This window comes from Plantactinospora sp. KBS50, from assembly GCF_002285795.1.
Taxonomy (GTDB): Bacteria; Actinomycetota; Actinomycetes; order Mycobacteriales; family Micromonosporaceae; genus KBS50.
Genome location: NZ_CP022961.1, coordinates 2,292,698 through 2,318,537, shown reverse-complemented (window position 1 = coordinate 2,318,537; position 25,840 = coordinate 2,292,698). Strand labels below are relative to the sequence as shown.

Annotated in this window: 20 protein-coding genes and 1 riboswitch; of the genes, 13 read left to right on the top strand and 7 right to left on the bottom strand. The window is 73.9% G+C overall.

The window, feature by feature from the left end; genetic code table 11:
• Window positions 1-186: 186 nt before the first annotated feature.
• A riboswitch (cyclic di-AMP (ydaO/yuaA leader) is annotated at window positions 187-326 on the bottom strand.
• Between the two features lie 410 nt (window positions 327-736).
• From CIK06_RS10270 to CIK06_RS10260, 3 genes are all read left to right on the top strand, one after another.
• A complete protein-coding gene (locus CIK06_RS10270; protein ID WP_095564635.1) occupies window positions 737-1,246 on the top strand; it encodes a hypothetical protein in 510 nt (169 codons plus the stop codon).
• An 85-nt stretch (window positions 1,247-1,331) separates the two neighbouring features.
• Complete coding sequence (locus CIK06_RS10265) at window positions 1,332-2,459, top strand: cellulose binding domain-containing protein (RefSeq protein ID WP_095564634.1); 1,128 nt, start codon at window positions 1,332-1,334, stop codon at window positions 2,457-2,459.
• Between the two features lie 230 nt (window positions 2,460-2,689).
• The gene (locus tag CIK06_RS10260; protein WP_095564633.1) at window positions 2,690-3,442 is read left to right on the top strand and encodes a lysozyme; all 753 of its coding nucleotides are present in this window, start codon (window positions 2,690-2,692) and stop codon (window positions 3,440-3,442) included.
• A 104-nt stretch (window positions 3,443-3,546) separates the two neighbouring features.
• Here CIK06_RS10260 and CIK06_RS10255 read toward each other — a convergent pair whose 3' ends face one another.
• From CIK06_RS10255 to CIK06_RS10245, 3 genes are all read right to left on the bottom strand, one after another.
• A complete protein-coding gene (locus CIK06_RS10255) occupies window positions 3,547-4,845 on the bottom strand; it encodes an acyltransferase (protein ID WP_095564632.1) in 1,299 nt (432 codons plus the stop codon).
• Window positions 4,846-4,990: 145 nt separating this feature from the next.
• Window positions 4,991-7,708: a glycoside hydrolase family 3 protein gene (locus CIK06_RS10250; RefSeq protein WP_232534126.1), complete on the bottom strand. Its 2,718-nt coding sequence runs from the start codon at window positions 7,706-7,708 to the stop codon at window positions 4,991-4,993.
• Window positions 7,709-7,897: 189 nt separating this feature from the next.
• A complete protein-coding gene (locus CIK06_RS10245) occupies window positions 7,898-9,403 on the bottom strand; it encodes an MFS transporter (protein ID WP_095564631.1) in 1,506 nt (501 codons plus the stop codon).
• Window positions 9,404-9,516: 113 nt separating this feature from the next.
• Here CIK06_RS10245 and CIK06_RS10240 point away from each other — a divergent pair, with 113 nt between their 5' ends.
• The 6 genes from CIK06_RS10240 (at window position 9,517) to CIK06_RS10215 (ending at window position 17,329) form a co-directional block, all read left to right on the top strand.
• On the top strand, window positions 9,517-10,089 hold the full coding sequence (locus tag CIK06_RS10240; RefSeq protein ID WP_198348180.1) for a hypothetical protein: 573 nt from the start codon (window positions 9,517-9,519) through the stop codon (window positions 10,087-10,089).
• A 54-nt stretch (window positions 10,090-10,143) separates the two neighbouring features.
• Window positions 10,144-12,093 (top strand): APC family permease, encoded by a 1,950-nt coding sequence (locus CIK06_RS10235; protein WP_095564630.1) that lies wholly within the window; start codon window positions 10,144-10,146, stop codon window positions 12,091-12,093.
• A 117-nt stretch (window positions 12,094-12,210) separates the two neighbouring features.
• Window positions 12,211-13,599 (top strand): uracil-xanthine permease family protein, encoded by a 1,389-nt coding sequence (locus CIK06_RS10230; protein ID WP_095564629.1) that lies wholly within the window; start codon window positions 12,211-12,213, stop codon window positions 13,597-13,599.
• Between the two features lie 189 nt (window positions 13,600-13,788).
• Window positions 13,789-14,316, top strand: a complete 528-nt coding sequence (locus tag CIK06_RS10225) for a PadR family transcriptional regulator (protein ID WP_095564628.1) — start codon at window positions 13,789-13,791, stop codon at window positions 14,314-14,316.
• On the top strand, window positions 14,313-15,047 hold the full coding sequence (locus CIK06_RS10220; RefSeq protein ID WP_095564627.1) for an ABC transporter ATP-binding protein: 735 nt from the start codon (window positions 14,313-14,315) through the stop codon (window positions 15,045-15,047). The genes CIK06_RS10225 and CIK06_RS10220 overlap by 4 nt, the downstream gene beginning before the upstream one ends.
• The gene (locus CIK06_RS10215; protein ID WP_198348179.1) at window positions 15,044-17,329 is read left to right on the top strand and encodes an ABC transporter permease; all 2,286 of its coding nucleotides are present in this window, start codon (window positions 15,044-15,046) and stop codon (window positions 17,327-17,329) included. Before CIK06_RS10220 ends, CIK06_RS10215 begins: the two co-directional genes overlap by 4 nt.
• Window positions 17,330-17,335: 6 nt before the next feature.
• Here the strand turns inward: CIK06_RS10215 and CIK06_RS10210 are convergent, their stop codons facing one another.
• The gene (locus CIK06_RS10210; protein WP_198348178.1) at window positions 17,336-17,587 is read right to left on the bottom strand and encodes a ferredoxin; all 252 of its coding nucleotides are present in this window, start codon (window positions 17,585-17,587) and stop codon (window positions 17,336-17,338) included.
• Window positions 17,584-18,813: a cytochrome P450 gene (locus CIK06_RS10205; RefSeq protein WP_369916126.1), complete on the bottom strand. Its 1,230-nt coding sequence runs from the start codon at window positions 18,811-18,813 to the stop codon at window positions 17,584-17,586. Before CIK06_RS10205 ends, CIK06_RS10210 begins: the two co-directional genes overlap by 4 nt.
• Before the next feature lie 305 nt (window positions 18,814-19,118).
• Between CIK06_RS10205 and CIK06_RS10195 the strand changes: the two genes are divergently transcribed.
• Together CIK06_RS10195 and CIK06_RS10190 are read left to right on the top strand one after the other, a co-directional pair.
• The gene (locus CIK06_RS10195; RefSeq protein WP_095564624.1) at window positions 19,119-20,978 is read left to right on the top strand and encodes a gamma-glutamyltransferase family protein; all 1,860 of its coding nucleotides are present in this window, start codon (window positions 19,119-19,121) and stop codon (window positions 20,976-20,978) included.
• A 161-nt stretch (window positions 20,979-21,139) separates the two neighbouring features.
• The gene (locus tag CIK06_RS10190) at window positions 21,140-22,180 is read left to right on the top strand and encodes a zinc-dependent alcohol dehydrogenase family protein (protein WP_095564623.1); all 1,041 of its coding nucleotides are present in this window, start codon (window positions 21,140-21,142) and stop codon (window positions 22,178-22,180) included.
• 18 nt (window positions 22,181-22,198) lie between these two features.
• Here the strand turns inward: CIK06_RS10190 and CIK06_RS10185 are convergent, their stop codons facing one another.
• On the bottom strand, window positions 22,199-22,708 hold the full coding sequence (locus tag CIK06_RS10185; protein ID WP_095567709.1) for a DUF664 domain-containing protein: 510 nt from the start codon (window positions 22,706-22,708) through the stop codon (window positions 22,199-22,201).
• Between the two features lie 78 nt (window positions 22,709-22,786).
• Here CIK06_RS10185 and CIK06_RS10180 point away from each other — a divergent pair, with 78 nt between their 5' ends.
• Entirely contained in the window at window positions 22,787-23,302 is a 516-nt protein-coding gene (locus CIK06_RS10180) for a 2'-5' RNA ligase family protein (RefSeq protein ID WP_095564622.1), read from the top strand.
• A 39-nt stretch (window positions 23,303-23,341) separates the two neighbouring features.
• Here the strand turns inward: CIK06_RS10180 and CIK06_RS10175 are convergent, their stop codons facing one another.
• A complete protein-coding gene (locus CIK06_RS10175) occupies window positions 23,342-24,328 on the bottom strand; it encodes an acetylxylan esterase (protein WP_095564621.1) in 987 nt (328 codons plus the stop codon).
• Between the two features lie 167 nt (window positions 24,329-24,495).
• On the opposite strand from CIK06_RS10175, the gene CIK06_RS10170 reads away from it, so the two are divergent.
• Entirely contained in the window at window positions 24,496-25,836 is a 1,341-nt protein-coding gene (locus CIK06_RS10170; RefSeq protein ID WP_095564620.1) for an acyl-CoA thioesterase/bile acid-CoA:amino acid N-acyltransferase family protein, read from the top strand.
• Window positions 25,837-25,840 lie beyond the last annotated feature (4 nt).

The following is a 25,840-nucleotide window of genomic DNA, read 5'->3' as shown; positions in this document are numbered from 1 at the left end:
GTACGGGGGTGCGGGTGGCCGGGGAGGTTGCCACCTCGACCGGATGGCCGTGTTCGTGTTACGGACCTGGCTCGGCGGACGAGCCTCGGGTCAGGTCGCCGCTCCGGGCGGAGCGGATTCGGGCACGGACACGGACACAAGGATCGGGACCGGGGGGACCCGCGGGGGTGAGCGGTGCAACGAAATGACTCCTTCCACAACCGCTTACCGGGTTAGCTGACGGATTCGGGCGGGAAAGGTCGCCCTACCACGGGACGGTGCCCGCGGATTCACCCCGAGAAGATTGGGTCCCCGGCTCGTTGTGTACGACTCAGCGGATCTGCGCTGGCGGCCGCCCATTCAACGGCCTGTGCACCAGCCAGACGCGACGACATTACTGGCTGCTACTCCTCCTGCCAACCCCTTGCCACCAGCCAAAACAGTGAGCAAGACCGCGTGGGAAATCCATCGGCGACCACTTTTGCACCGGTTGCCGTAAAATGATTTCGGGCATCGCGGCGGACAATTTCCTGAGGAATCGATACCGCGGAAGTCGGCCGTGACAACGATGCACGGGACGATTGGTGCGGCGGCACGCGCCAGCCACCTGGGTAACGTACACATCATTGGTCACTTCCGTCACCCGACCCCGGCGTCGCGGCCCACGTCACGACGTCGCGGCCCACCGGCGCGGTGGCGGGCCGGCCGATAGGCTCGCTGACGGGCCGGTGCTGCCGGCGGGAAGATCGGCGGGGCGATGACGGGTCCGGAGCTGCCAACCGACACCGGGCCGGCGCCGCAGGCCCGACCCGTCCCCCGCTGGGTGGCGCCGCTGTTCGGCGCGCTGGCCGCGCTCACCGTGCCCTGGGCCGGATACCTCGCCGCCACCCTGCCCCGACACGCCGTGGTCGCGCACTACCGGGCGGCCTGGGTCGGCTTCGACATCGGGCTGGTCGTCGCGCTGGCCCTGACCGCCGTGCTGGCGTACCGGGGACACCGCCGGGTGGCGATGGCGGCCACCGCGACGGCCGTGCTGCTGCTGGTCGACGCGTGGTTCGACGTCACGACCACGCCGTACGGGCCGGACCTGCTGTTCTCGGCGGCGCTCGCGCTGGTCGTCGAGCTGCCGCTGGCCGGGCTCTGCCTGTGGATCGCCTGGCACAGCGACCGGGTCGTGCAACGGCGGCTGCGCCGACCGCCGCCGCGGACGCGCCCCCCGGACGGCGGACCGCCGGCCCCGGACCGGGTCCACCGCGGGACCCATTGAGCTTCTATCCAGTTACCTGGTTCAATGTCCTGGGAGCAGGAGGGCCGCTACACCGCACCATCACGTCACGGTGAAGGAGACACGCATGCTCCGCAGGCCCCTGCTCAGCGCCATCCTGGCCGCGCTCGTCGTCGCGGCCGGCACGATCGTTCCCGCCGGATCCGCCATGCCGGCCGCGATATTCACCCGCGTCATGCCGCTCGGCGACTCGATCACCGGTTCTCCCGGCTGCTGGCGCGCGATCCTGTGGAACCGGTTGAAGGACAACGGCTACATCAACAACGTGGACTTCGTCGGCACCCTCGGCCCGCAGGGCTGCGGCGTGCCGTACGACGGGGACAACGAGGGCCACGGCGGCGCGCTGGTGACCACCGTTGCCGACCAGGACCAGTTGCCGCCCTGGCTCGCGGCCACCCACCCGGACGTCGTGCTGATGCACTTCGGCACCAACGACGTCTGGAGCAACCGCAGCACGGAGACCATCCTCGCCGCGTACAGCAAGCTGGTGGACCAGATGCGGGCCAGCAACCCCAGCATGAAGATCCTGGTCGCGAAGATCCTGCCGATGGCGCCGAGCAACTGCGCCGAGTGCGGTCAGCGGGTGGTGGCGCTCAACGACGCCATCCCCGGCTGGGCGGCGTCGAAGACCACCCCCGGGTCGCCGATCGTCGTGGTCGACCAGTGGACCGGGTTCAGCACGGCGGCCGACACCGACGACGGCGTACACCCGAACGCCACCGGGGACCAGAAGATGTCCGACCGCTGGTACCCCGCGCTGACCGCGGCGCTGAGCGGCAGCGTCACTCCCTCACCCACGATCCCCGGCACGCCCACCCCGACCCCGACCACCGGCACCCCCACGCCGACCCCGACCACCGGTACGCCCACGCCCAGCCCCACCGCGCCGGCCGGGGCGTGCGCGGCGACCTACCAGCGCATCGGCGAGTGGCAGGGCGGCTTCCAGGGCGAGGTGACGGTGCGCAACAACGGCGGTACGGCGTCGCACTCCTGGACCGCCCAGGTCAGCTTCGGCGCGGGACAGCAGATCAGCCAGGCGTGGAGCGCACAGGTGTCGCAGAGCGGTGGTACCGCCACCGCGCACTCGGTGGACTGGAACGGATCGATCGCTCCCGCCGGCTCGACCACGTTCGGCTTCATCGGCACCTGGACCGGCAGCAACCCGGCGCCCACGGTGAGCTGCACGCTCGGCTGACCGGGGAGTCGACCGACCGGGTCTCGACCACGATCGCGCGGGTCGGGTGGATCTTCCACCCGACCCGCGCGATCGTGCGTCCCGGGCCGGTGCCGCCGGTGGGCGGGCACGTTAAACGGAGAGAAAATCTTCTATGCAACTATTGAAATAATGTTCCAGCCGTGACCTAATGTTCGGCAGATCCTTTCAGCGGCCGCCACCGCGGTCCACCCCCCACCTGGGAGGCTTCAATGACCTTGTTCCCCCGACTGCGGCTACGGGCCAAAACCGGCCTGTCAGCGGCGCTCGTGGCAATGATGGCCACCGCCGTCACGGCCTTCGGCGCCGCGCCCGCCGAGGCCGCTCCCAGCGGCCTGCCGGGCATGGACGTCTCCGGCTGGCAGGGCAATGTCAACTGGACGACGGCGTGGAACAACGGCGCCCGGTTCGCCTACGTCAAGGCGACCGAGGGCACCTACTACACCAACCCGTACTTCGCCCAGCAGTACAACGGATCGTACAACGTGGGCATGATCCGTGGCTCGTACCACTTCGCCCGGCCGGACACCACCACCGGCGCGACCCAGGCCGACTACTTCATCGCCCACGGCGGTGGATGGTCGAAGGACGGCAAGACGCTGCCCGGTGCGCTGGACATCGAGTACAACCCGTACGGCGCGACCTGCTACGGCCTGTCCCAGGCCAGCATGCGCAGCTGGATCGCATCGTTCGTGAACCGGTACCACGACCGGACCGGCCGGTGGGCCACCATCTACACGACCACCGACTGGTGGACGACGTGCACGGGGAACACCTCGCAGTTCGCCTCGAACAATCCGTTGTGGATCGCCCGGTACTCCAGCAGCGTCGGCACGCTGCCGTCCGGCTGGGGCGTCTACTCGTTCTGGCAGTGGTCCTCCTCCGGGACCTTCCCCGGTGACCAGAACGTCTGGAACGGGACCCTCGACCGACTGAAGGTGCTGGCCTGCAACGGGACCTGCTGAGTCGGTACCTGAAATTCGGCGGGTGCCGCGCGAACCGCGGCGCCCGCCGAATTCGTGTGCGCATCCGGCCGCAGGTCGACTCGTCGATCGTGCCGGTGTCGACGTCAGCGGGCGGGTACCGGTGCCGCCGCCGGGCGCTCGGGAGTCGGCTGCGGCTTTCCGCCGGGCGGGGCCGGACGCGGCCCGGGAACGCCGGACCGGCCGGCCGGTCCGGGCGGTCCGGCCGGGTTGGGCGATCCGGCCGGGTTGGGCGATCCGGCCGGGTTGGGCGATCCGGCCGGGTTGGGCGGTCCGGGCGGGCCGGGTGGGCTGGGCGGGCCGGGTGGCGGCGGCGAGCCACCGGCCGACCGGCGGGGTCGCAGCAGTCGCATCATGGGGGTCTCCACGAAGCGGTGCAGAAGCGCCGCCAGCGCCAGGTTGAGCAGCAGGAAGCCGATCGCGGCCAGCGGACCCCACCAGCCGGGGAAGCCACGCGGCCGGCCGAGCTGGGTGAGCACGGTGGTCACCACGAAGACGTGCACCAGGTAGTAGGCGAAGGACACCTCGCCGAGCCAGCGCATCGGCCGGGACCGCCACGGGGACCACCGCCCGGTGATGTCCGCGTCCGCCGCCGCCGCGATGACCAGGATGTACGCCCCGGCCAGCAGGGTCGTCCAGAGCTGGGCCGGCACCCACAGCGTCGCCACGGCCCAGGTCGCCACGAAGATCGCGGTGGAGGTCCACAGTCCCGGGCCGCGCCACCGGCCGCGGACCATCAGCTCGCCCGCGGCCACCCCGAGCCAGAACTCCAGCGACCGCACCGGCGGGAAGATCTGGGTGAACCACCAGCGGTCCGCCTCGGGCACCAGGTGCTGCGCCGGCCAGAGCGACAGGATCAGCAACGGTACGGCGATGACGACGCCGTACAGCACCCCCACCCGCACCCGGCGCACCAGCGGCAGCACCAGGGGCAGGCAGAGGTAGAAGAACATCTCGCAGCTCAGCGACCAGCTGACCGTGTTGATGCTGTAGAACCAGCCCGCCGTGGGGGTCCAGGTCTGCAACAGCAGCAGGTTTGTCAGCGCCACCCGCAGTTCGTGCGTGTGGCCGAGGTAGAGCCCGGCCAGCAGCACCACCGCCCACATCAGCACGTGGTTCGGGTAGATCTTGGCGAACCGGCGCTGCCAGAAGGTCCGCCAGCGCTCACCCGGCCGGGCCGACCAGACCAGCACGAAGCCGCTGAGGATGAAGAAGAACTGGACCCCGGAGAGGCCGAGCGTGAAGACGCGGTCGGTCACCGACCTGATGCCCGGGTCGGCGATCACGTGCATGGTTCCGACGTGGAATCCGAAGACCAGCATCGCACCGACCCAGCGCAGTCCGGTGAGCGAGGGCAGCCGGCCGGCGGAGGTAGTCGAGCCCATGGCGGGTCACCCTAGGGCGTGCACGGTGGATCTACCACCTGAGCGCGGCGGGCGCCCGGTGGCCGCGGCGGCGTACTGCCCGATAAAAGGGCCGGAACCCCCATCTCCCGGGCAGTACGCCGCCGCGATCGTCAACCGGAGGTGATCAGGACGACACCCGTTGTAGCAGTGTGAACGCCCGCACCGGGTCGCCGGAGGAGAGCGCGTGGTCCGCGTCGGCGATCAGGCCCGCCGCGTCCGCCGACGCCGACCCGGCGACCACCGCCGCCTGGGCACGGTCCCGGGCCACCGAGACGATCGCCTCGACCAGGCCGTCCCCCGCGCTGCCCGCCGAACGCAGGTCGGACACCGCCGCGCCCAACGACCGCAGCGCGGCGGCCGACGGCGTACCGGCGGTGTTCCAGCCGTCCCGGTCGAGCGCCCCGGTCAGCCGCCGCAGCGCGGTGCGGACCGCCGGGTCCCGCGAGTCGCTCCGCGCGTCCCGGACGGCCTGCGCCAGCCGGTCCCGGCCGGAGCCGGTACGCAGCCCCCAGCCGTACGGGTACTGCGGACGGTAGTGCCGGTCACCCACGTTGATCGGCACCTGTCCGGCGTCCCGTGGCCAGGTCACCGACAGCCGGCCGGTGAACGGCCGGCGGCCGAACAGCACGTCCGCCACCCCGGCTCCCTCGCTGCCCGGCAGCCAGGACGCCACCAGCGCGTCGATCTCGCCGAGCTGGTCGCCGAGCACCTGTGGCCGGCCGGACACCACCAGCACCACGCACCGGGCGATGGCCGGGCAGACCTTGTCCACCACGGCGCGGTCGGCCGGCTGGAGGCTCAGCGACTTCTCCTCCTGCTGCGGCTCGGTGCACCAGCCGCACTCCGGGCCGCCGACATCGCCGTAGCCCTCGGCGTACGGCGTCTCGCCCACCACCACGACGCCGACGTCGGCGCCCGCGGTCGGCGCCGAGGCGTCGGCGCTGTAGGTCACCGTGGCCCGCGGCGCGACCTCGCGGATGCCCTCCAGGATCGAGGTGCCCGGGATCGCGTCCTGCCCCGAATCGCCCTGCCAGCTGATGGTCCAGCCGCCGGCCTGGTTGCCCATGTCGTCGGCGTTGCGACCGGCGACGTAGAGCCTGGCGTCGCGGCGCAGCGGCAGCAGCCCGTGGCTGTTCTTCAGCAGCACCTGGGACTGCGCGACGGCCTCCCGGGCCAGCGCGCGGTGCGCCGGGCTGCCCACCTGGTCCACGTTGTCCGCCGAGGCGTACGGGTGCTCGAAGAGGCCGAGCTGCATCTTCTTGCGCAGGATCCGGCGGACCGCGTCGTCGATCCGGGCCTGGCTCACCCGCCCGGCCTGCACCTCGGCCAGCAGCAGGTCCTCGAACTCCTTTGCGGTGTTGGGTTCCATGAACATGTCGGTGCCGGCGTTCACCCCGACCCGCACCTTGTACGCGGTCAGCCCGGCGTTGTCCGGCTCGGTCGGGTCGGGAATCTGGTGGATGCCCTCCCAGTCGGAGATGAGGAAGCCGTCGAACCCGATCTGCCCCTTCAGCACGTCGGTGATCAGTTCACGGTTGGCGTGCATCTTGGTGGGATTGCCTACCCCGTCCTCGGTCCAGTCCACGCTGGAGAAGGACGGCATCACGCTGCCCACGTCGTGCCGGCGCACCGCGGCGACGTACGGGGCCAGGTCGATCCGGGCGAAGTCGGCCCGGTTGGTGACCGTGACGCCCTGGTCGATCGGGTACTTCTGGTCGTACCACTCCTTGCCCTCGTTGTCCTGCGCGATCGCCGTGTCGTACCGGGTGTCGCCGTCCCCGGCGAAGTGCTTGGCGGTGGCCAGCACCCGGTCCGGGTCGTCGAGCTGGTCGGGCCGGGCGCCCTGGAGCCCGTCGATGATGCTTGTCATCCGCACCACCAGCGCCGGGTCCTCGCTGAAGCTCTCGTAGCTGCGGCCCCACCGCTCGTCCCGGGAGACGCAGATGCAGGGCGCGAAGTCCCACGGGATGCCGGTGGCCCGGACCTCGGCGGCGGTGGCGTGCCCGATCTGCTCGATCAGCCCGGGGTTGCGGGTCGAACCGAGCCCGACGTTCTGCGGGAAGACGGTGGCGCCGTAGACGTTGCCGTGCCCGTGTACCGCGTCGATGCCGTAGATCATCGGGATCTGGAGCCGGGTGCTCAGCGCCTGCTCCTGGAACCGGTTGACCATCTCGACCCAGGCGGCCGGGGTGTTGCTCGCCGGCGTCGACCCGCCGCCGGACAGCACCGATCCGAGCTGCCACTGGGCGACCAGCGAGGGGTCGGCGTCCACCGCCGCCCGCTCGGCCTGGGTCATCTGACCGATCTTCTCGGTCAGCGTCATCCGCCGCAGCAGGTCCTCGACCCGCCTGTCGACCGGGCGCCGGGAGTCGAGGTACGGCAGGCCGTTGGCGTTGACCAGGACGGTCGGCGCCCGGTCCACGCGTACCCCGGGGTCGGCGGTGAGCACCACCGGCACCGTCTCGGCGGTCTCCCCCGCGCGGTCGGTGAGGGTGTCGACGCCGATCCGGGTGACGGCGCCGGACGCGGTGCCGGCGGCGAAGGTCAGCACCCCGGAGTCGGGCCGGTAGTCGGTGCCCGGGGTGGCCGTGCCGGTGCCGGTGTGCCAGCGCACCCGGGTGGTGCTGGCCAGCGGCCGTCCGTCCGAGGTGGACAGCACGATGCCCAGCTCGGCCCGGGACCCCTCGGCGGTGGGGTATCCGGCGCGCTCGGCGCCGACGGTGACGGTCTGACCGCCCGCGGCCGGCGCGGCCTGGGCGGGGGTGATCGAGGTGACCAGGGCGCCGATGCCGACCAGCGCGGCGAGCCCACGGCTCCGGTGCGTCCGGAAGCGTGATCGCATGTCGTCCTCTCCGCGGGAACGGCGGACGCCCGGGAGCCCCTGCGGCCCGGACCGACCCACGCCCCGCTACGGATCGATCTTTGCCATCGTTTCCGAGATCAGTCAACATTCTTTCCGATTAATCTCCGGGATGGTTCCGATCCGTTTCGGACGGAGCCGGCAGGTAACCGCGCGGACGCCGGTCGGCGGTCAGGCCGGGGCCGCCCCGGTGGGCAGGTCGGCCGGGCCGGACCCGCGCTGGCGGGGTACGTCGCCGTCGTCCTGGGCGCTCAGCGGCCGGGCGATGTCCTCCAGGGACCGCCGCTCGGCCCTGACGCCGAGGAACGCCGCCACCAGGCCACCGGCGATCATGACGAGCCCGCCGAGCACGAACGCCAGCACGGTGTCGCCGACCCGGCCGGTGCTGACCAGCTTCGAGAAGATCAGCGGACCGGCGATGCCGCCCGCGGCCGTGCCGATCGCGTAGAAGAACGCGATGGCCATCGCCCGGGTCTCCATCGGGAAGATCTCGCTGACCGTCAGGTAGGCGGCGCTCGCCCCGCAGGAGGCGAAGAAGAGCACCACGCACCAGCAGGCGGTCATCGTCGTCCCGGTCAGCACGCCGGCGTTGAACAGCAGCGCCGTGCCCAGCAGCAGCACGCCGGAGAGCAGGTACGTCCCGGCGATCATGATCCGCCGGCCGACGGTGTCGAACAGCTTGCCCAGCAGCACCGGGCCGAGCAGGTTGCCCACGGCGATCACCGCGAAGTAGTAGCCGGTGTTGCCGGAGGGCACCTTGAAGAACGTCTCCAGCACCTGCGCGTACCCGAAGGTGATCGCGTTGTAGAGGAACGCCTGCCCGATGAAGAGCGCGAAGCCCAGGATCGCCCGGCGCGGGTAGCGGGCGAACAGCGTGTGCGCGATGGTGACGAACCCGACCGAGTGCCGCTGCCGGATGGTGATGCTCTGCTCCACCTCGTCCAGCCGCTTGCCGGTCTCCCGGTGCACCTCCTGCTCGACCCCCTCGACCAGCCGTTCCGCCTCCTCGCTGCGGCCGTGGATGAACAGCCACCGCGGGCTTTCCGGCACGTGCCGGCGGACCAGCAGGATGACCAGGCCCAGCAGCACGCCGAGGCCGAACGCGACCCGCCAGCCGACGTTCACCGGCAGGCCGTTGAGCAGCGGTACGGTCAGCAGCGCGCCGAGCGCGGCGCCGGCCCAGAAGGTGCCGTTGATGATGATGTCGATCCGGCCCCGGTGCCGGGCCGGGATCAGCTCGTCGATGGCCGAGTTGATCGCCGCGTACTCGCCGCCGATGCCCAGGCCGGTGAGGAACCGGAACAGGAAGAACCACCACGAGTCGAAGGCCAGCGCGGTCAGCGCGGTGGCCGCGAGGTAGACGGCCAGGGTGATCAGGAAGAGCTTCTTGCGGCCCAGCCGGTCGGTCAGCCAGCCGAAGAACAGCGCGCCGGTGCAGGCGCCGGCCACGTAGAGGGCGGCGGCCAGGCCGGTGATCTGACCCTGGCTGATCTCCAGGCCGCTGCCCGGCTTCGCGATCGCGCCGGAGAGGTTGCCGACGATGGTCACCTCAAGCCCGTCGAGGATCCAGACGGTGCCCAGGCCGATGATGATCATCCAGTGCCAGCGGGACCACGGCAGCCGGTCCAACCGCGCCGGCACGTTGGTACGGATCGTTCCGATCGACGCGTCGCTCATCGCGACGCTCCACCGGGCTCGCTGCGCTCGCTCATGTCCCGGGCAGTTGCCCAGCGGTCGGGCGCGCTAATCCTCGGCATAATGACCGAGGCCGAGGGAAGGGTGGGACCGGGTTGAGCGGGACGGCCGCGACCGACGACGGCGACGAGATCGCCACGGCGCTCACCGCGTACCTGTCCGGGCTGAGCTTCCTGGACCGCACGGCCGACGAGGTGACCGAGCTGCTGGTCTCCGCCGTCCTGGCCTGGGGCCGGCAGCGGGGCTGGCGGGTGTACCGGCGCGCGCCCAGCGTCCTGCCGCTGCCGCCGCCGTACGAGCGCCAGCACTCCTGGGTGGACGTCGGCTGTGCCCGCCCGGACGGCGGTCCGGTGGTGCTGGAGGTCGACCACGGCGGTCGCCGCCGGTCGGTGCAGAAGCTGCTGGCCGAGGCGGAGGCCGGCCGGACCGCCGTCTGGATCCGCTGGGGCGACCGGCCTGTCGAGGCACCGCCCGCGCCGGTCCGCCTGGTGACGCTGTACGTCACCGGCCGGCGCGCGGTGACCGGCGAGCGGCGCTACTCCCGGCCGCCCGGCTCCGACCGGCCGCCACCGCCGCACGGCGGGCCGATGCCGGCCGCCGCCGAACAGGTCGAGCTGTTCGGCGGCGACCCCGGCCGTTTCGACTCCACCGACCGCACCGTTTTGTGACGATTGGCCCGGGTGGCGGTGCCGTGGCGCCGGCGGCGGGAGGAGCGGTGACGGGTGGATCGGTCGGGGCGGCGGCGGACGGCACGTCCGGCCGGCCCGGTCCGCCGCTGGCTGCTCCAGGGCCTCGGCCCGGAGCACAGCGGGCCGCACGCGGCCCCCGACCCCGAGCACCAGCGACGCTGGTGGCAGGTCATGTGCCTGACCGGCCTGGACTACTTCTCCACGCTCGGCTACCAACCGGGCATCGCGGCCCTGGCCGCCGGTGCGCTCGCCCCGCTGGCCACCCTGGTCCTGGTCGCGCTCACCCTGCTGGGCGCGCTGCCGGTCTACCGGCGGGTGGCCCGGGAGAGCCCGCACGGGCAGGGTTCGATCGCGATGCTGCAACGCATCCTCCCCCGCTGGCAGGGGAAGTTCTTCGTGCTGGTGCTGCTCGGGTTCGCCGCCACCGACTTCATCATCACCATCACCCTGTCCGCCGCGGACGCCACGGCACACATCCTGGAGAACCCGTACCTGCCGGCGGCGCTGCGCGGCACCCAGGTCAGCGTGACCCTGCTGCTGATCGCCGGGCTGGGCGCCGTCTTCCTCAAGGGATTCCAGGAGGCCATCGGGATCGCCGTGACGCTGGTGGCGGTCTACCTGGCGCTCAACGCCGTGGTGATCGCCGTGGCCCTGGCCCGGCTGCTCGCGCATCCCACCCTGGTCGGCGACTGGCGGGCGGCGCTGCTGCGGGAGCATCCGCACCCGCTCGGGATCGCGATCATCGCGCTGATCGTCTTCCCCCGGCTCGCGCTCGGGCTCTCCGGCTTCGAGACCGGCGTCGCGGTGATGCCGCTGATCCGCGGCGGGAAGGGCGAGCAGCCCCGCCGTCCCGAGGGCCGGATCCGGGGCGCCCGCCGGCTGCTCAGCACGGCCGCGCTGATCATGTGCGCCTACCTGATCACCAGCAGCGTGGTCACGGTGACGCTGATCCCGGAACACGAGTTCGAGGCCGGCGGGCGGGCCAACGGCCGGGCGCTGGCGTACCTCGCGCACGCCTACCTCGGTAACGGCTTCGGCACCGTGTACGACATCAGCACGGTGCTGATCCTGTGGTTCGCCGGCGCCTCGGCCATGGCGGGGCTGCTCAACCTCCTGCCCCGGTACCTGCCCCGGTACGGGATGGCGCCGAACTGGACCCGGGCGGTACGTCCGCTCGTGCTGGTGCTCACCGGCGTCTCGTTCCTGATCACCATCGCCTTCCAGGCCGACGTCACCGCCCAGGGCGGGGCGTACGCCACCGGCGTGCTGGTGCTGATCACGTCGGCCGCGGTCGCCGTCACGCTCTCGGCCCGGCGCCGCCGGCAGCGCCGGCAGGCGGTCGCGTTCACCACGATCACCGCGGTGCTGGTCTACACCACGGCGGCGAACATCCTGGAACGGCCGGACGGGGTGAAGATCGCCTCGCTGTTCATCGTCGGCATCGTCGGCACCTCGCTGCTGTCCCGGGCGCTGCGCGCCACCGAACTGCGGGTCAGCGAGGTGTCGATGAGCCGCGCCGCGCGCCGGATGGTCGACGAGGCGGGGGCGCACGGCGAGCTGCGGATCTTCGCGAACGAACCGCAGGAGCGGGACGAGGTCGAGTACCGCACCAAGGCCGCCGAGGAACGGGCGGACAACAACCTGCCACCGGAGCAGCCGGTGCTGTTCATGGAGGTGACGGTCCGCGACCCGTCCCAGTTCGAGGCGCACCTCACGGTCCACGCCGAGGAGCGGTACGGCTACCGCATCCTGCGGATCGAGGGTCCCAGCGTGGCCAACTCGATCGCCGCGCTGCTGCTGCACCTGCGCGACCGCACCGGCCGGTCGCCGCACGTCTACTTCGACTGGACCGAGGGCAACCCGGTGGGGCACCTGCTGCGCTACCTCTTCTTCGGCGACGGCGAGGTCGCGGTGGTGACCCGGGAGGTGCTGCGGCAGGCCGAGCCGGACCGCCGCCGCCGGCCGCACGTGCACGTGGGGTAGCCGCCGCCGGTACGACCGGACCGCGCCGGCCCGGGATACGCGGGCGCCGATGCTTGACACCGGCCGGAGGTTGCGGCGACGGTGACTCTCAACTCCTTCGAAAGGCATGGCAGCCGCATGGGCGAATCCCCCACCGGATCCGCCGGCCGCGCGTTCGGCTGGTCGGTGCACGGAAACGGCCGGACGATCCGGCCAGGTGACGTGGTACGCCCCGGCGAGCGGCTCTCCTGGCCGCGCACGGTCGGGGTCGGCGTACAGCACGTGGTGGCCATGTTCGGCGCCACCTTCACGGTGCCGCTGATCACCGGCTTCCCGCCGGCCACCACGCTGTTCTTCTCCGGACTGGGCACCATGCTGTTCCTGCTGGTGACCCGGGGCCGCGTGCCGTCGTACCTGGGCTCCTCGTTCGCCTTCATCGCGCCGGTGCTGGCCGCGACCTCCGGCGGCGACATCGGTCCGGCGCTCGGCGGCATCCTGGTCACCGGCGTGCTGCTGGCCGCCGTCGGCCTGCTGGTCCAGGCCGTCGGCAGCCGGTGGATCACCGCGCTGATGCCGCCGGTGGTGACCGGCGCGATCGTCATGCTGATCGGGCTGAACCTCGCGCCGGTCGCCTGGGACGGCGGCGGCAACGGCGGGGTACGCGCGCAGCCCGGCATCGCGGTGCTGACGATCGCCGTGATCCTGCTGGCCACGGTGGCGCTGCGGGGTTTCCTCGGCCGGCTGTCCATCCTGCTCGGCGTGGTGCTCGGCTGGGTCTTCGCGGCGGCGGTCGGCGGGCTGGACCCGGCGGCGACCCGGCGGCTGGCCGAGGCCGCCTGGGTCGGATTGCCGGCGTTCCACGCGCCGGCGTTCGGCTGGCGCGCGGTCGCGCTCATCGCGCCGGTCATCCTGGTGCTGATCGCCGAGAACGCCGGCCATGTGAAGGCGGTGGCCGCGATGACCGGGCAGGATCTGGACCGCCAACTCGGCCGGGCGTTCCTCGGCGACGGCCTGGCGACCGCGCTGGCCGGCGCCGGCGGCGGCTCCGGCACCACCACGTACGCGGAGAACATCGGGGTGATGGCGGCGACCCGGGTCTATTCGACCGCGGCCTACTGGGTGGCCGGCGGGACGGCCGTGCTGCTGGGACTGTGCCCGAAGTTCGGTGCGCTCATCCTGACCGTGCCGGCCGGGGTGCTGGGCGGCGCCACCACCGTGCTGTACGGCCTCATCGCGGTGCTGGGCGCCCGGATCTGGCTGGAGAACCGGGTCGACTTCCACGACCCGGTGAACCTGATGACCGCCGCCGTGGCGGTGATCGTGGGCGCCGCCAACTACACCCTCACCGCCGGCGACCTGTCGTTCAACGGGATCGCGCTCGGTTCGGGCGCCGCGCTGCTGGTCTTCCACCTGATGCGTCTGGTCGAGCGGGCACGCGGCGGCTCCGGCGGGTCCGACCGCTCCAACGGGTCCGAAGGGTCCGACGCCGCCGACCCGGCCCGGGACAGCCCGGCGGCACCGGCGTAGGACCACCGCCTCCCGGCTGCCTCCCCGCTTCCCCGCCTCCCGACTTCGCCGCCTTCCGACTTCGCCGAAGTCGGGGGGTCCGGGTGACCTCGACCCCCCGACTTCGCCGAAGTCGTGTCGACCTTGGCCGGACGCCCCGACGCCGAGGCGTACACGCGACGCGTATACGCGATGTGTATAGTCTCGGCCATGTCGATCGGACAGACCTTCCTCGGCCTGCTGGAGAGCGGCCCCCGGCACGGCTACGACCTCAAACGCACCTACGACGAACGGTTCGGGCAGGCCCGCCCCGTGCCGTACGGCCAGGTGTACGCCACGCTGTCCCGATTGCTGCGGACCGGGCTGGTCGAGGTGGACGCGGTGGAGCCCGGGTCGGGACCGGAGCGCAAGCGGTACGCGATCACCGCGGCCGGGGTCACCGACGTGCAGCGCTGGCTGTCGACGCCGGAACGGCCCGAGCCGTACCTGCACAGCGTGCTCTACACCAAGCTCGTGCTGGCGCTGCTCACCGGCCGCTCGGCCGCCGACCTGCTGGACGTGCAGCGGGCGGAGCACCTGCGGATGATGCGGGAGCTGACCCGGCGCAAGTCCGGCGGCGACCTCGCCGACCAGCTCATCTGCGACCACGCGCTGTTCCACCTGGAGGCGGACCTGCGCTGGCTGGACCTGACCGCCGCCCGTCTGGACGACCTGGCCGCGCGGGTGACGGCGCGATGAGCGCCCCGGCCACCGCGCCCGCCGGCGACCCGGCGCGGCGCCCCGGCCCCGCGACCGAGCCGCTGCTGGTCGCCACCGACCTGCACCGGCGCTTCGGCCCGACTCCCGCGCTGGCCGGCGCCGCGCTGCGGGTCGAGGCCGGTGACATGGTGGCGGTGATGGGTCCGTCCGGTTCCGGCAAGTCGACCCTGCTGCACTGCCTGGCCGGCATCCTCGCGCCGGATGCCGGGACGGTGCGCTACCAGGGCCGGGACCTGGCCGGGCTGGGCGACGCCGGGCGCAGTGCGCTGCGCCGCCGCGAGTTCGGGTTCGTCTTCCAGTTCGGCCAGCTGGTGCCCGAACTGACCTGCCTGGAGAACGTGGCCCTGCCGCTGCGGCTGGACCGGCTCGGCCGCCGGGCCGCCGAGCGGCGCGCCGGGGACTGGCTGGACCGGTTGGAGGTCGCCGACCTGGCCGGCAAGCGGCCGGGTGAGGTCTCCGGCGGCCAGGCGCAGCGGGTGGCCGTGGCCCGCGCGCTGGTCACCGGCCCCCGGGTGGTGTTCGCCGACGAACCGACCGGGGCGCTGGACTCGCTCAACGGCGAGCGGGTGATGCGGCTGCTGACGGCGGCGGCCCGGGACACCGCGGCGGCGGTCGTGCTGGTCACCCACGAGGCCCGGGTGGCCGCGTACGCCGATCGGGAGGTGGTGGTCCGGGACGGCCGCACCATCCAACCGGCGGTCGCGGCGTGACCGCCCTGCTGCTCGGCGCCCGGATGGCGGTTTCCGGCGGGCGGGACGGCTGGACCCGGACCGTGCTGACCGCGCTGGGCGTGGGGATCGGGGTGTCGCTGCTGCTGCTGGCCGCCGCCGTCCCGGGCGCGCTGCGGGCGCACGACGCCCGCACCAGCGCCCGCGACGACCTGCGGGTGGGCCAGGCCATCCCGGCGGCCGCCGACACCCTGCTGGTCGCCACCGTCGACACCACCTTCCGGGACCGGCCGGTACGCGGCCGGATGGTGCGCCCCGAGGGTCCGGCCGCACCCGTGCCGCCCGGCCTGGCGGCCCTGCCCCGGGCCGGCGAGGCGGTCGTGTCGCCGGCCCTGGCCCGGCTGCTCGCCTCCCCCGACGGCGCGCTGTTCGCGCCCCGCCTCGCCGGTGCCCGGGTGGTCGGCACGATCGGCCCGCAGGGTCTGGCCGGGCCGGGTGAGCTGGCCTTCTACCGGGGCAGCGACTCGTTGACCGAGGAGCGTGCATCCCGGTTGACCGCCTTCGGCGAGGCGCCGCGCGGTGAGGGCTTCGGGCCGATCCTGACCCTGCTGGTGGTCGTCGTCTTCGTCGTACTGCTGCTGCCCATCGCGGTCTTCCTCGCCGCGGCCGTGCGGTTCGGCGGCGAACGCCGGGACCGCCGGCTGGCCGCGCTGCGCCTGGTGGGCGCGGACGCCGCGATGACCCGGCGGGTCGCCGTCGGCGAGGCCACCGCCGCCGCGCTGCTCGGGGTGGCGGCCGGCGGCGCGCTCTTCGCACTCGGCCGCCAGGTGGTGCCGCTGGTGACGGTCTGGAACATCAGTGTGTACGCCGCGGACGTGCGCCCCGGGTGGCCGCTGGTGCTGCTCGTCGCGCTCGCCGTACCGCTGGTGGCGACCGGGGCCGCGCTTGTCGCCCTGCGTGGCGTGCTGGTGGAGCCGTTGGGGGTGACCCGGCGGGCCGGCACCGGCCGGCGGCGGCTGTGGTGGCGGCTGCTGGCGCCGGCCGCCGGCCTGGCGCTGCTGTGGCCGCTGCTGGCCGACGGATACGCCGGTCGCACCGGCGGGCCGGTCGAGTACCAGGTCGCGGCCGGCGCCGCGCTGCTGCTGGCCGGCGCCGTGTTCCTGCTGCCCTGGCTGGTCGAGACGGCGGTACGCCGGCTGCACGGCGGCCCGCTGGCCTGGCAGTTGGCCGTGCGGCGGTTGCAGGCCGACAGCGGCGCGCCGGCCCGGCTGGTCGGCGGGCTCGCCGTGGCGGTGGCCGGGGTGATCGGGTTGCAGATGCTGTTCGCGGCGGTGCAGGCGCAGTACACCACCCCGACCGGCCAGGACACCACGCGGGCCAGCGCCCAGGCGTGGGTGAGCGCCGCCGACCCGGCCGGGGCCCGCGACCGGCTGCTCGCCGTCCGGGGCGTCACCGGTGGCACGGCGACCGTCCAGGTCCAGGCCACCACGGCGGAGCCGGTGGCCTCGGCGCCCGCGGTGGAGGTCCGGGTCGGCGACTGCGCGGCGTTGGCCGAGTTCGCCGAGCTGCCCGACTGCGCCGACGGTCGGGTGTTCGCCGCGGACGGCCCGCCGGAGGTGGGACCGCCCGTCCCGGACCCGGGCGCCGGCGGCCAACTGCGGGTGGGGCCGGACGGGCTGGCCTGGACGCTGCCGGCGCGGGTGCCGCACGTGGCCGCCCGGGTCGACCCGGCGGGGCGGACCCGGAGCCGGCTGCTGGTGACCCCCGCGGCCCTGGACGTGCGCCGGCTCGCCCCGCAGGCGCCCCTGGAGGTGTACCTGCGCACCGATCCCGGCGACCCGGACACCATCGAGCGGGTCCGCAACGCCGTGGCCGGGATCGACGCCCACGGCAATGCCTGGCCGTTCGCCGAGACCGTCGAGGCCGACCGGTTCGGCACGGTACGCCGCGGCCTGTACGCCGGCGCCGTCGTCACGCTGCTGCTGATCGGCGCCAGCATGCTGGTCGGGATGCTGGAGCAGCTCCGCGAGCGGCGCCGGCTGCTGGCCACCCTGGTCGCGGTCGGCACCCGGCGCTCCACCCTCGGCTGGTCGGTGCTGCACCAGGCCGCGCTGCCGGTCGCGCTCGGCCTGCTGCTGGCCGTCGGGTTCGGGCTGGCGTTCGGCGCGATCCTGCTGCGCATGCTCGCCGTACCCTTCTCGGTGTCCTGGACCGTGGTCGGCGTGTCGGCCGGGCTGGCCGCGGCCACCGCGCTGCTGGTGACCGCGGGCAGCCTGCCCGCGCTGTTCCGGTTGACCCGGCCGGCCGGGCTGCGTACCGAGTGAGCCGGCTCAGCGGCCGTCGGGATCCGCCCGGTGTGGGCTCCCGGCGGCCGCCGGAACCTCGACCGGCCGGATGGCACCGGAGGGGCACATCTCGGCCGCCCGGTGGACCTGGTCGGCAAGGCGCTGCGGCGGATCCGCCAGCCGCACCCGCACCAGGCCGTCCCGCTCGTCCTGGGCGAACACCTCGGGCGCGACCGCCACGCAGTTGCCGGCGCCGCAGCAGATCTCCCGGTCGACCTCCAGCCACCCGCCGGTCACCAGGTCACCGGCAGTTCGTCGAGGCCGAACACGACGGAGGTGTCCCGGGTGGGCAGCCGCGACTCCGCGACCACCAGCGCCAGGCCGGGCAGTCGCCGGCTCAGCTCCACCAGCGCGATCCGCAGCTCCGCGCGGGCCAGCGGTTGGCCGAGACACTGGTGTACGCCGAAGCCGAACGCGAGGTGCCGGTGCGCGTCCCGGTCGGGGTCGAAGCTGTCCGGGTCGGCGAACACCTCGGCGTCCCGGTTGGCCAGTGTCAACGCCATGATCACGCCCTCGCCGGCCCGGATGAGCTGGCCGCCGATCTCGACGTCCTCGACGGCCAGCCGGGGCAGGCCGTTGCGCACCACGCTGAGGAAGCGCAGCAGTTCCTCCACCACGGCGGGCGCCCGGTCCGGGTCCTCGCGCAGCGCGGCGTAGCGGCCGGGATCCCGCAGCAGCAGGGCGGTGCTGAGCCCGAGCATGTTGGCGGTGGTCTCGTGCCCGGCGATCAGCAGCAGCAGCGCGATGCCGACGAGTTCCTCGGCGTCGAGTTCGCCGGTGGCCACCCGGTCGGCCGCCAGCCGGCCCAGCAGGTCGTCCGTGGCGCTGGCGCCGCGCAGCTTGCGCTCGACCAGGTCGGTCAGATAGTCCCGCAGGTCGGCGACGCCGCTGCGCACGTCCTCGGCGGACGACGTCCGGTCCAGCAGGGTCCGGCTGCGCTGCTGGAAGAACACGTGGTCGGCGTACGGGACGCCGAGCAGGTGGCAGATCACCTCGGACGGGACCGGCAGGGCGAACGAGCCGACCAGGTCCGCGGGCGGCCCGGCGGCCAGCATCGCGGTCAGCGCCTCGTCGACGGTACGGCGGATCAGCGGCTCGATCCGGTCGATGTGCCGGACCATGAACTCCGGGGTCAGCATCCGGCGCAGCCGGGCGTGCTCGGCGCCGTCCATCCGGATGAACGAGCCGGGCATGATCCGGTCGAATCCGCTGACCGGCGGACGCAGCAGCGGGAAACCCGGCCGGGTCACGTCGGCGCTCAGGCCGCAGTGGCGCAACGCGTACCGCACGTCGGCGTGCCGGGTGAGCAGCCAGGCCCAGCCGCCGGTGGGCAGCTCGACCCGGTGGACGCCGTCGGCGAACCGGTCGCGGTCGGCGCTGGACATGGGATCGAAGGGCCGGCCGGCAGGCGTGGCGACCGGGTAGTGCGGCGGCTCGGTGGTGGTAATGGTCAAAATCGACACCTCTTTCCACCCGAAGGGCATCCGTCCCCGTTCGTTACGGTAGCCAGTGCCGTCGATCCACCGCAACCGCCCCAAACCGGTTGATCTAGCGCCGGCCCCGGGCGTCACCGCCGCCACCGCCGTCACGGCCACCGCCGCCACCGCCGTCACGGCCACCGTCGTCCCCGCCGTCACGGCCACCGCCGGACCGCCACCGCCGCGTCCGTCCGGCCGGCCGGCCGCCGAGTTGTGCCGCCGAGTTGTGCCGGCCGGGCCGGCGGAGTAGGCAGAGGACCAACGGTCATCGATCACCCTCGGAGGCTTCGATGCGGAACCGGCGGGGACTCTCGCTCGTCACGCTCACCATCTGCGCGGTCGTCGCCGTACCCGCGGCGGCCGGCGCCACACCCGCGCACCGCGCACCGGCCGGGCCGTCCGCCGGCGCCACGCGGGCGGACCGGGCGCCGGCCGGCACCGCCGGCGGGCCGGCCACCGCCATCGGGTACGGCGGGGCCGTGTCCACCGTGGACGCCGACGCCACCCGGGTCGGGCTGGACGTGCTGCGCGACGGCGGCACCGCCGCCGACGCCGCGATCGCCGCGGCGGCCACCCTCGGCGTCACCGAGCCGTTCTCCTCGGGCATCGGCGGCGGCGGCTTCCTCACCTACTACGACGCCCGCAGCCACCGGGTGTACACGCTGGACGGCCGCGAGGCCGCGCCGGCCACCGCCGGCGCCGACCTGTTCGTCGACCCGGCGACGGGCCGGCCGTACGACTTCGCCGAGGCCCGGATCAGCGGCCTCTCGGTGGGCGTGCCGGGCACCCTGGCCACCTGGCAGGAGGCGCTGCGCCGGTGGGGCAGCCGCTCCCTCGCCGCCGCCCTGCGCCCGGCCATCGGGGTCGCCACGCACGGCTTCGTGGTGGACGAGACGTTCCACGGCCAGGTGGCCGACAACGCGGTGGACTTCGGGCAGTTCACCTCGACCCGCGCGCTGTACCTGCCGGACGGCCAGCCACCGGCGGTCGGATCCACGTTCCGCAACCCCGACCTGGCCCGCACGTACGCGCGGATCGCCCAACACGGCACCGACGCCTTCTACCGGGGCGACATCGGCCGCGACGTGGTGCGCACCGTGCAGCACCCGCCGGTGGCCGCGGACCCGGCGCCCGGCTGGGCGTACCCGATCCGGCCCGGCGCCCTCACCGAACGCGACCTGTCCGGCTACCGGGTGGGCCGGCCCGCGCCGACCCACGTCAGCTACCGCGGCCTGGACGTGTACGGCATGCCCACCCCGTCCAGCGGCGGCAGCACGGTGGGCGAGGCGCTGAACATCCTGGAGCGCTCCGACCTGGCCCACCTGGACCGGACCCAGGCGCTGCACCGGTACCTGGAGGCCAGCGCCCTGGCCTTCGCCGACCGCAACCGGTACGTCGGCGCGGACACCCCGCGCCGGCTGCTCGACGAACTGCTCTCGGACCGCTTCGCCGCCACCCGGGCCTGCGCCATCGATCCGGCCCGGGCGCTGCCCAAGCCGGTCGCCCCGGGTGTCCCGTTCGACCGGTCCGCCGGCTGCCCGGCCGGTGCCGGCGGCGCCTCCGGCGGGTACGAGAACCACACCACGAATCTGACCGTGGCCGACCGCTGGGGCAACGTGGTCGAGTACACCCTCACCATCGAGCAGACCGGCGGCAACGCCATGGTGGTGCCCGGACGCGGCTTCCTGCTCAACAACGAGCTGACCGACTTCAACTTCACCCCCACCCAGGGCGACGCGCCGGACCCGAACCTGCCCGGTCCGGGCAAGCGCCCGCGCAGTTCGATGGCGCCGACCATCGTGCTCCGGGACGGCGCGCCGCTGCTGGCGGTCGGCTCACCCGGCGGTTCGACCATCATCACCACGGTGTTGCAGATCCTCCTCGGGCGGCTGGACCTCGGTCTGGACCTGCCGGCGGCGATCGCCGCGCCCCGGGCCAGCCAGCGCAACACCGCGACGGTGACCGCCGAGCCGGCCTTCATCGCCGGCCCCGAGGGCGCCGCGCTGGCCGGGCTCGGGCACACCTTCACGAGTACGCCGGAGATCGGCGCGGCCACCGGAATCGAGTTCCTCGGCCGGGGCCGGCTGTTGGCCGCGGCCGAACCCGTGCGCCGCGGCGGCGGATCGGCGGGCGTGGTCGCCCGGCGCTGACCGGCCACGGGCACGGCCTCTACCGCCCGCGGGCGCCGCCTCTACCGCCCGCGGGCCGGGCGGTCGACCGGCCCCCGCGCCGGGACCAGCGGCCCTGACCACAGCACCGAGCACCGGCGTTGGATGGGGTGACGGGATCGACACGACCTGAGGAGGCCATCATGAAGGCTCTCGTCTACGGCGGACCCGGACAGCGGTCCTGGTCCGAGGTTCCCGACCCGACCATCATCGAGCCCACCGACGCGATCATCCGGGTGGACACGGCGACGATCTGCGGCACCGACCTGCACATCCTGGCCGGCGACGTACCCGCCGTGCGGCCCGGCCGGATCCTCGGCCACGAGGCCGTCGGCACGGTGCAGGAGGTCGGCTCGGCGGTCAGCACCATCAGGCCGGGTGACCGCGTGCTGGCGTCCTGCATCACCGCGTGCGGCCGCTGCCGGTACTGCCGGGAGGGCAGCTACGGGCAGTGCCTCGCCGGTGGCGGCTGGATCCTCGGCCACCGGATCGACGGCGTGCAGGCCGAGCGGGCCCGCATCCCGTTCGCCGACCTGTCCACGTACAAGCTGCCGGACGGCGTCAGCGACGAGGCGGCCGTGCTGCTGACCGACATCCTGCCCACCTCGTACGAGGTCGGCGTGCTCAACGGCCGGGTCCGGCCGGGCGACACGGTGGCCGTGGTGGGCACCGGACCGATCGGCCTCGCGGCGATCCTCACCGCGAAGCTGTACTCCCCCGGGCACATCGTCGCGATCGACAGGGCGGACAGCCGGCTGGAGGCGGCGAAGCAGGCCGGTGCGGACCTCACGATCAGGCCCGACCAGGACCCGCTGGCGGCGGTCCGCGGGCTGACCGACGGTCTCGGCGCGGACGTGGTGATCGAGGCGGTCGGTACGCCGGCCAGCTTCGAACTGTGCGCCACGCTGGTCCGCCCGGGTGGCCACCTGGCCAACATCGGCGTGCACGGAAAGCCGGCGACGTTGCACCTGGAGGACCTCTGGATCCGCAACATCACCATCACCACCGGCCTGGTCGACACCAGCTCCACGCCCGCCCTGCTGCGGATGCTCGCCGGCGGGCAGCTCGACGTCGGCAGCATGATCACGCATCGGTTCCCGCTGGCCGACATGTCCCGGGCGTACGACACGTTCGCCGACCCGGCCCACTCGGGCGCCCTGAAGGTCGTCCTCAGCCGCGCGTGACCACCGGGTTCTCCCGGGTCACGCCCGCTCGGCCAGGCCGCGCACGTAGCCGGCCTGGCCGGCGTGCTGGAGGTCGTCGGACAGGACGCTGACCAGCCGCACGCCCAGGGTCACCGGCGGATCCCAGTTCTCGTCGACCACCCGGTCCAGGTCGGCCGGCCGCAGGGTGCCCAGGTAGTCGCGGGTCCGCGCGGCCACCGCCTCGTGGTAGCCGATCAGCACCTGGGCGTCCCGCGGCGCCACGGCGGCGACCTGCTCGCCCGTGTGGGCGTAGCCGGTGTTGTCCGGGTCGGGATCCAGGCCGAAGCCGGCGGCCCAGTCCGCGCCGACCCAGACCTGCTCGGCGTCCAGCAACTCCGCGATGTGGCTGTCCTGGACCCGGGTGAGGTGCCAGACCAGCCAGCCGACCGAGTTGGTGCCCGGACCGGGTGACCACCGCAGCCGGTCGGCCGGCAGCCCGTCCACCGCCGCTCGGACCAGGTCGGGTAGCCGGTCGAAGGTCCCGGTCAGCAGCTCACGCACGTCCATCGTCATCCTCTCCGTCGACCCACCCCGCCCGGGTTACCGCCGACGGAGCCGGCTAAACCCGGGCCGTACCCTGGTCCGGTGGTCGCGGCGCTGGAGTTGTACCTGGACACCGACGCGACCCGGCGGATCCGGGCGCTCTGGGCCGCGCTGGACGCCGAGGGCGTGCAGAGCCTCCGTTCGCTGCTGGAGCAGCGGCACCGGCCGCACGTGTCGCTCGCCGTGGCACCGCGGTTGGACCCGGAGCGGGTGGCGGAGGCGCTCGCCGGGGCCACGGTGGCGGCGCCGCTGCGGCTGTCGTTCCAGTACGTCGGGCAGTTCGTCGGCCGGGTGCTCTGGCTGGGGCCGGCGCCGACCGCCGAACTGCTGGCCCACCAGCGGTCGGTGTACGAGCGGCTGGTCGGGGCCGGGATACCGGTGGCCGAGCAGTACCGTCCGGGCCACTGGGTGCCGCACTGCACGCTGTCGATGCGGGTGCCGAACCCGCTGATGAGCATCGCGGTACGGCGCTGCCTGGAGGTGCTGCCCATCGACGCGACGGTGACCGGGGCCGCGGTCGCCGACCACGCCCGCGGGATCGCCTGGGCGCTGCCCTGATACTCCCCCGCCCGGCGCGAGCCGACCGCCGACCGGCCGCTACCGGGCAGCCGCCGCGGGCACCCGGTCGGCCAGCCAGCGCAGTTGCTCCTGGCGCTGGAACCCCGCGCCGCCCTCGTGCCCGTTGTACGGCCAGACCACGATCTCCCGGTCGGCGCTGGCGCAGTGGTTGTACGCGGCGAACACCGTCGACGGCGGGCAGACCGCGTCCATCAGCGCCACCGAGAAGAGCGTGGGCGCGCTCATCCGGGTCGCCAGGTTGACCCCGTCGAAGTAGCCGAGGGTGTGGAAGACCCGCTCCAGCGACGTCCGCCGGGAGTGCAGGTAGCGGGTCAGCTCCGCGTACGGCGCCTCGTCGGTCACCTCGGTGGCCCGCCGGTAGTGGCACAGGAACGGCACGTCGGGCAGGGCCGCGGCCAGCCCGTCGACCAGGCCGGCCACCGCGATGGTGATCCCGCCGCCCTGGCTGATGCCGGCCGCCACCACCCGGTCCGGGTCGATCCGCGGATGCTCGCGGGCCACCTCGACGGCGCGTACCCCGTCGGTGAACACCCGCCGGTAGTAGTAGCTCCGCGGGTCCTCGACGCCGCGGGTCAGGAACCCGTTTGCCTGCGGCGCCCCCACCTCGTCCGGGTCGGCCGTGTCACCGGGCAGCGACCCGTGCCCGCCCTGGCCCCGGGTGTCCATCACCAGGTGGGCGTAGCCGGCGGCGCTCCAGAACAGCCAGTCGTGCGGCAGCCCTCGGCCGTTGCCGTAGCCGAGGTACTCGACCACGCAGGGCAGCCGGCCGGTGCCACCGCGGGGCAGCAGCAGCCAGGCCCGGACCGGATGCCCGGCGTACCCGGCGAAGGTCACGTCGAAGACCTCCACGGTGGCCAGCCCCGCGGGGTACGGCTCGAAGCGGGCCGGCCAGGCGGTCTCGCGCGCCGCGGCCAGCGTGCCGGTCCAGAAGGCGTCGAAGTCCTCCGGCTCGGTCCGGTCCGGGCGGTGGTCGCGCAGCTGCGCCAGGGGGCGGTCGACGAGCATGAACCCTCCTCACGGATCATGGCCCGGTAAGTTCACCATCCCGTTCCCCGGTACGGAAGGGTTCCGGGGACGACCGGAGGGTTCCGGGGACGACCGGAGGGTTCCGGGGACGACCGGCCCTTCCTACCATCGACCTGGCCGGGCCAGCCGGGCTCGGCGTCGGGAGGATGATGGTGCGCCTCACCCGGCCCGCGCTCGCGGCGCCGCTGGCGATGCCGCTGACGGTGCTGCCGCTGACGGTGCTGCTGGTGGCGGGGTGTCTGGGCGCCGCCGGCGGGTGCGCCGCGCCGCGTGAGGGCGGCCCGAGCATCCAGGTGGCCGCCGGCCCGGTGCTGGACTCGGCCGGCGCGACCATCGAGGTGGTCGCGGGTGCGGCGCTGGTGGACACGCCGCTGCACATCCGGGTCTCCGGTCTGCGGCCCGCGCAACGGGTCAGCGTTCAGGCACGGATCACCGACGGCCGCAACGTCGAGTGGCAGGCCGGCGGCAGCTACTCGGCCGACCGGTCCGGCCTGCTGGACCTCGACCACCGGGCGCCCTGCCCCGGCGCGTACGCCGGGGTCGACGGCATGGGGCTGCTCTGGTCGATGACCCCGGCTCCGGGCTACCCCGAGGGCACCCGGTTCGACCCGCCGCGTGCGCGGGTGCAGCTGCGGCTCGCGGTCCGCAGCGGCGAGCGGACGATCGCCACGCGTACCGTCACCCGGCGGTGGTTCGCCGAGGGCGTGACCCGGCGGTCCCTCGACCCGGTCGCCGACGGCCTGGCCGGCGAGCTGTACCTGCCGCCGGCCGGCTCGCCCCGGCATAGCGGGGTGCTGCTGGTCGGCGGCGCCGAGGGCGGGCGGTCCCGGGAGTACGACGCCGCGCTGCTGGCCTCGCACGGCCACCCGGCGCTCGCGCTGGCCTACTTCGGTGAGCGCGGGCTGCCGGCGACGCTGCGGGACGTACCGCTGGAGTACTTCGCCACCGCGGCCCGGCGGCTGGCCGCGGAACCGGCGGTGGCGGCGGACGGGATCGTCATCGACGGCGCGTCCCGGGGCGCCGAGGCCGCGCTGCTGACCGCGCAGGACCATCCCGACCTGGTACGCGGGGTGATCCTGCGGTCGCCCAGTTCGGACGTGCACCCCGGGAACCCCGGGCCGGGCGTCGCGTGGACCCGGCAGGGCCGCCCGGTGCCGCCCGGGCCGATCCCGGTGGACCGGGTGGCGGCGCCGGTGCTGGCCATCGCCGGCGAGGCGGACGGGGTCTGGGACTCGGCCCGGATGGCGGGGCAGCTCATGCTCCGGCTCGACGGCGCGGGGGTCACCGCCCGGCACCGGGTGCTCAGTTACGCCGAGGCCGGGCACGCCGCCGGAGCCTCGCCCTACCTGCCCGGGTCCGCGGCGGTGACCGACCCGATCAGCCGCCTTCCGGTGGACCCGGGCGGCACTCCCGCGGGCAACGCCGCCGCGCAGGTGCAGAGCTGGGCGGAGACGCTCGCCTTCCTGGACGGCACCGGGCGGTCCTGACCGT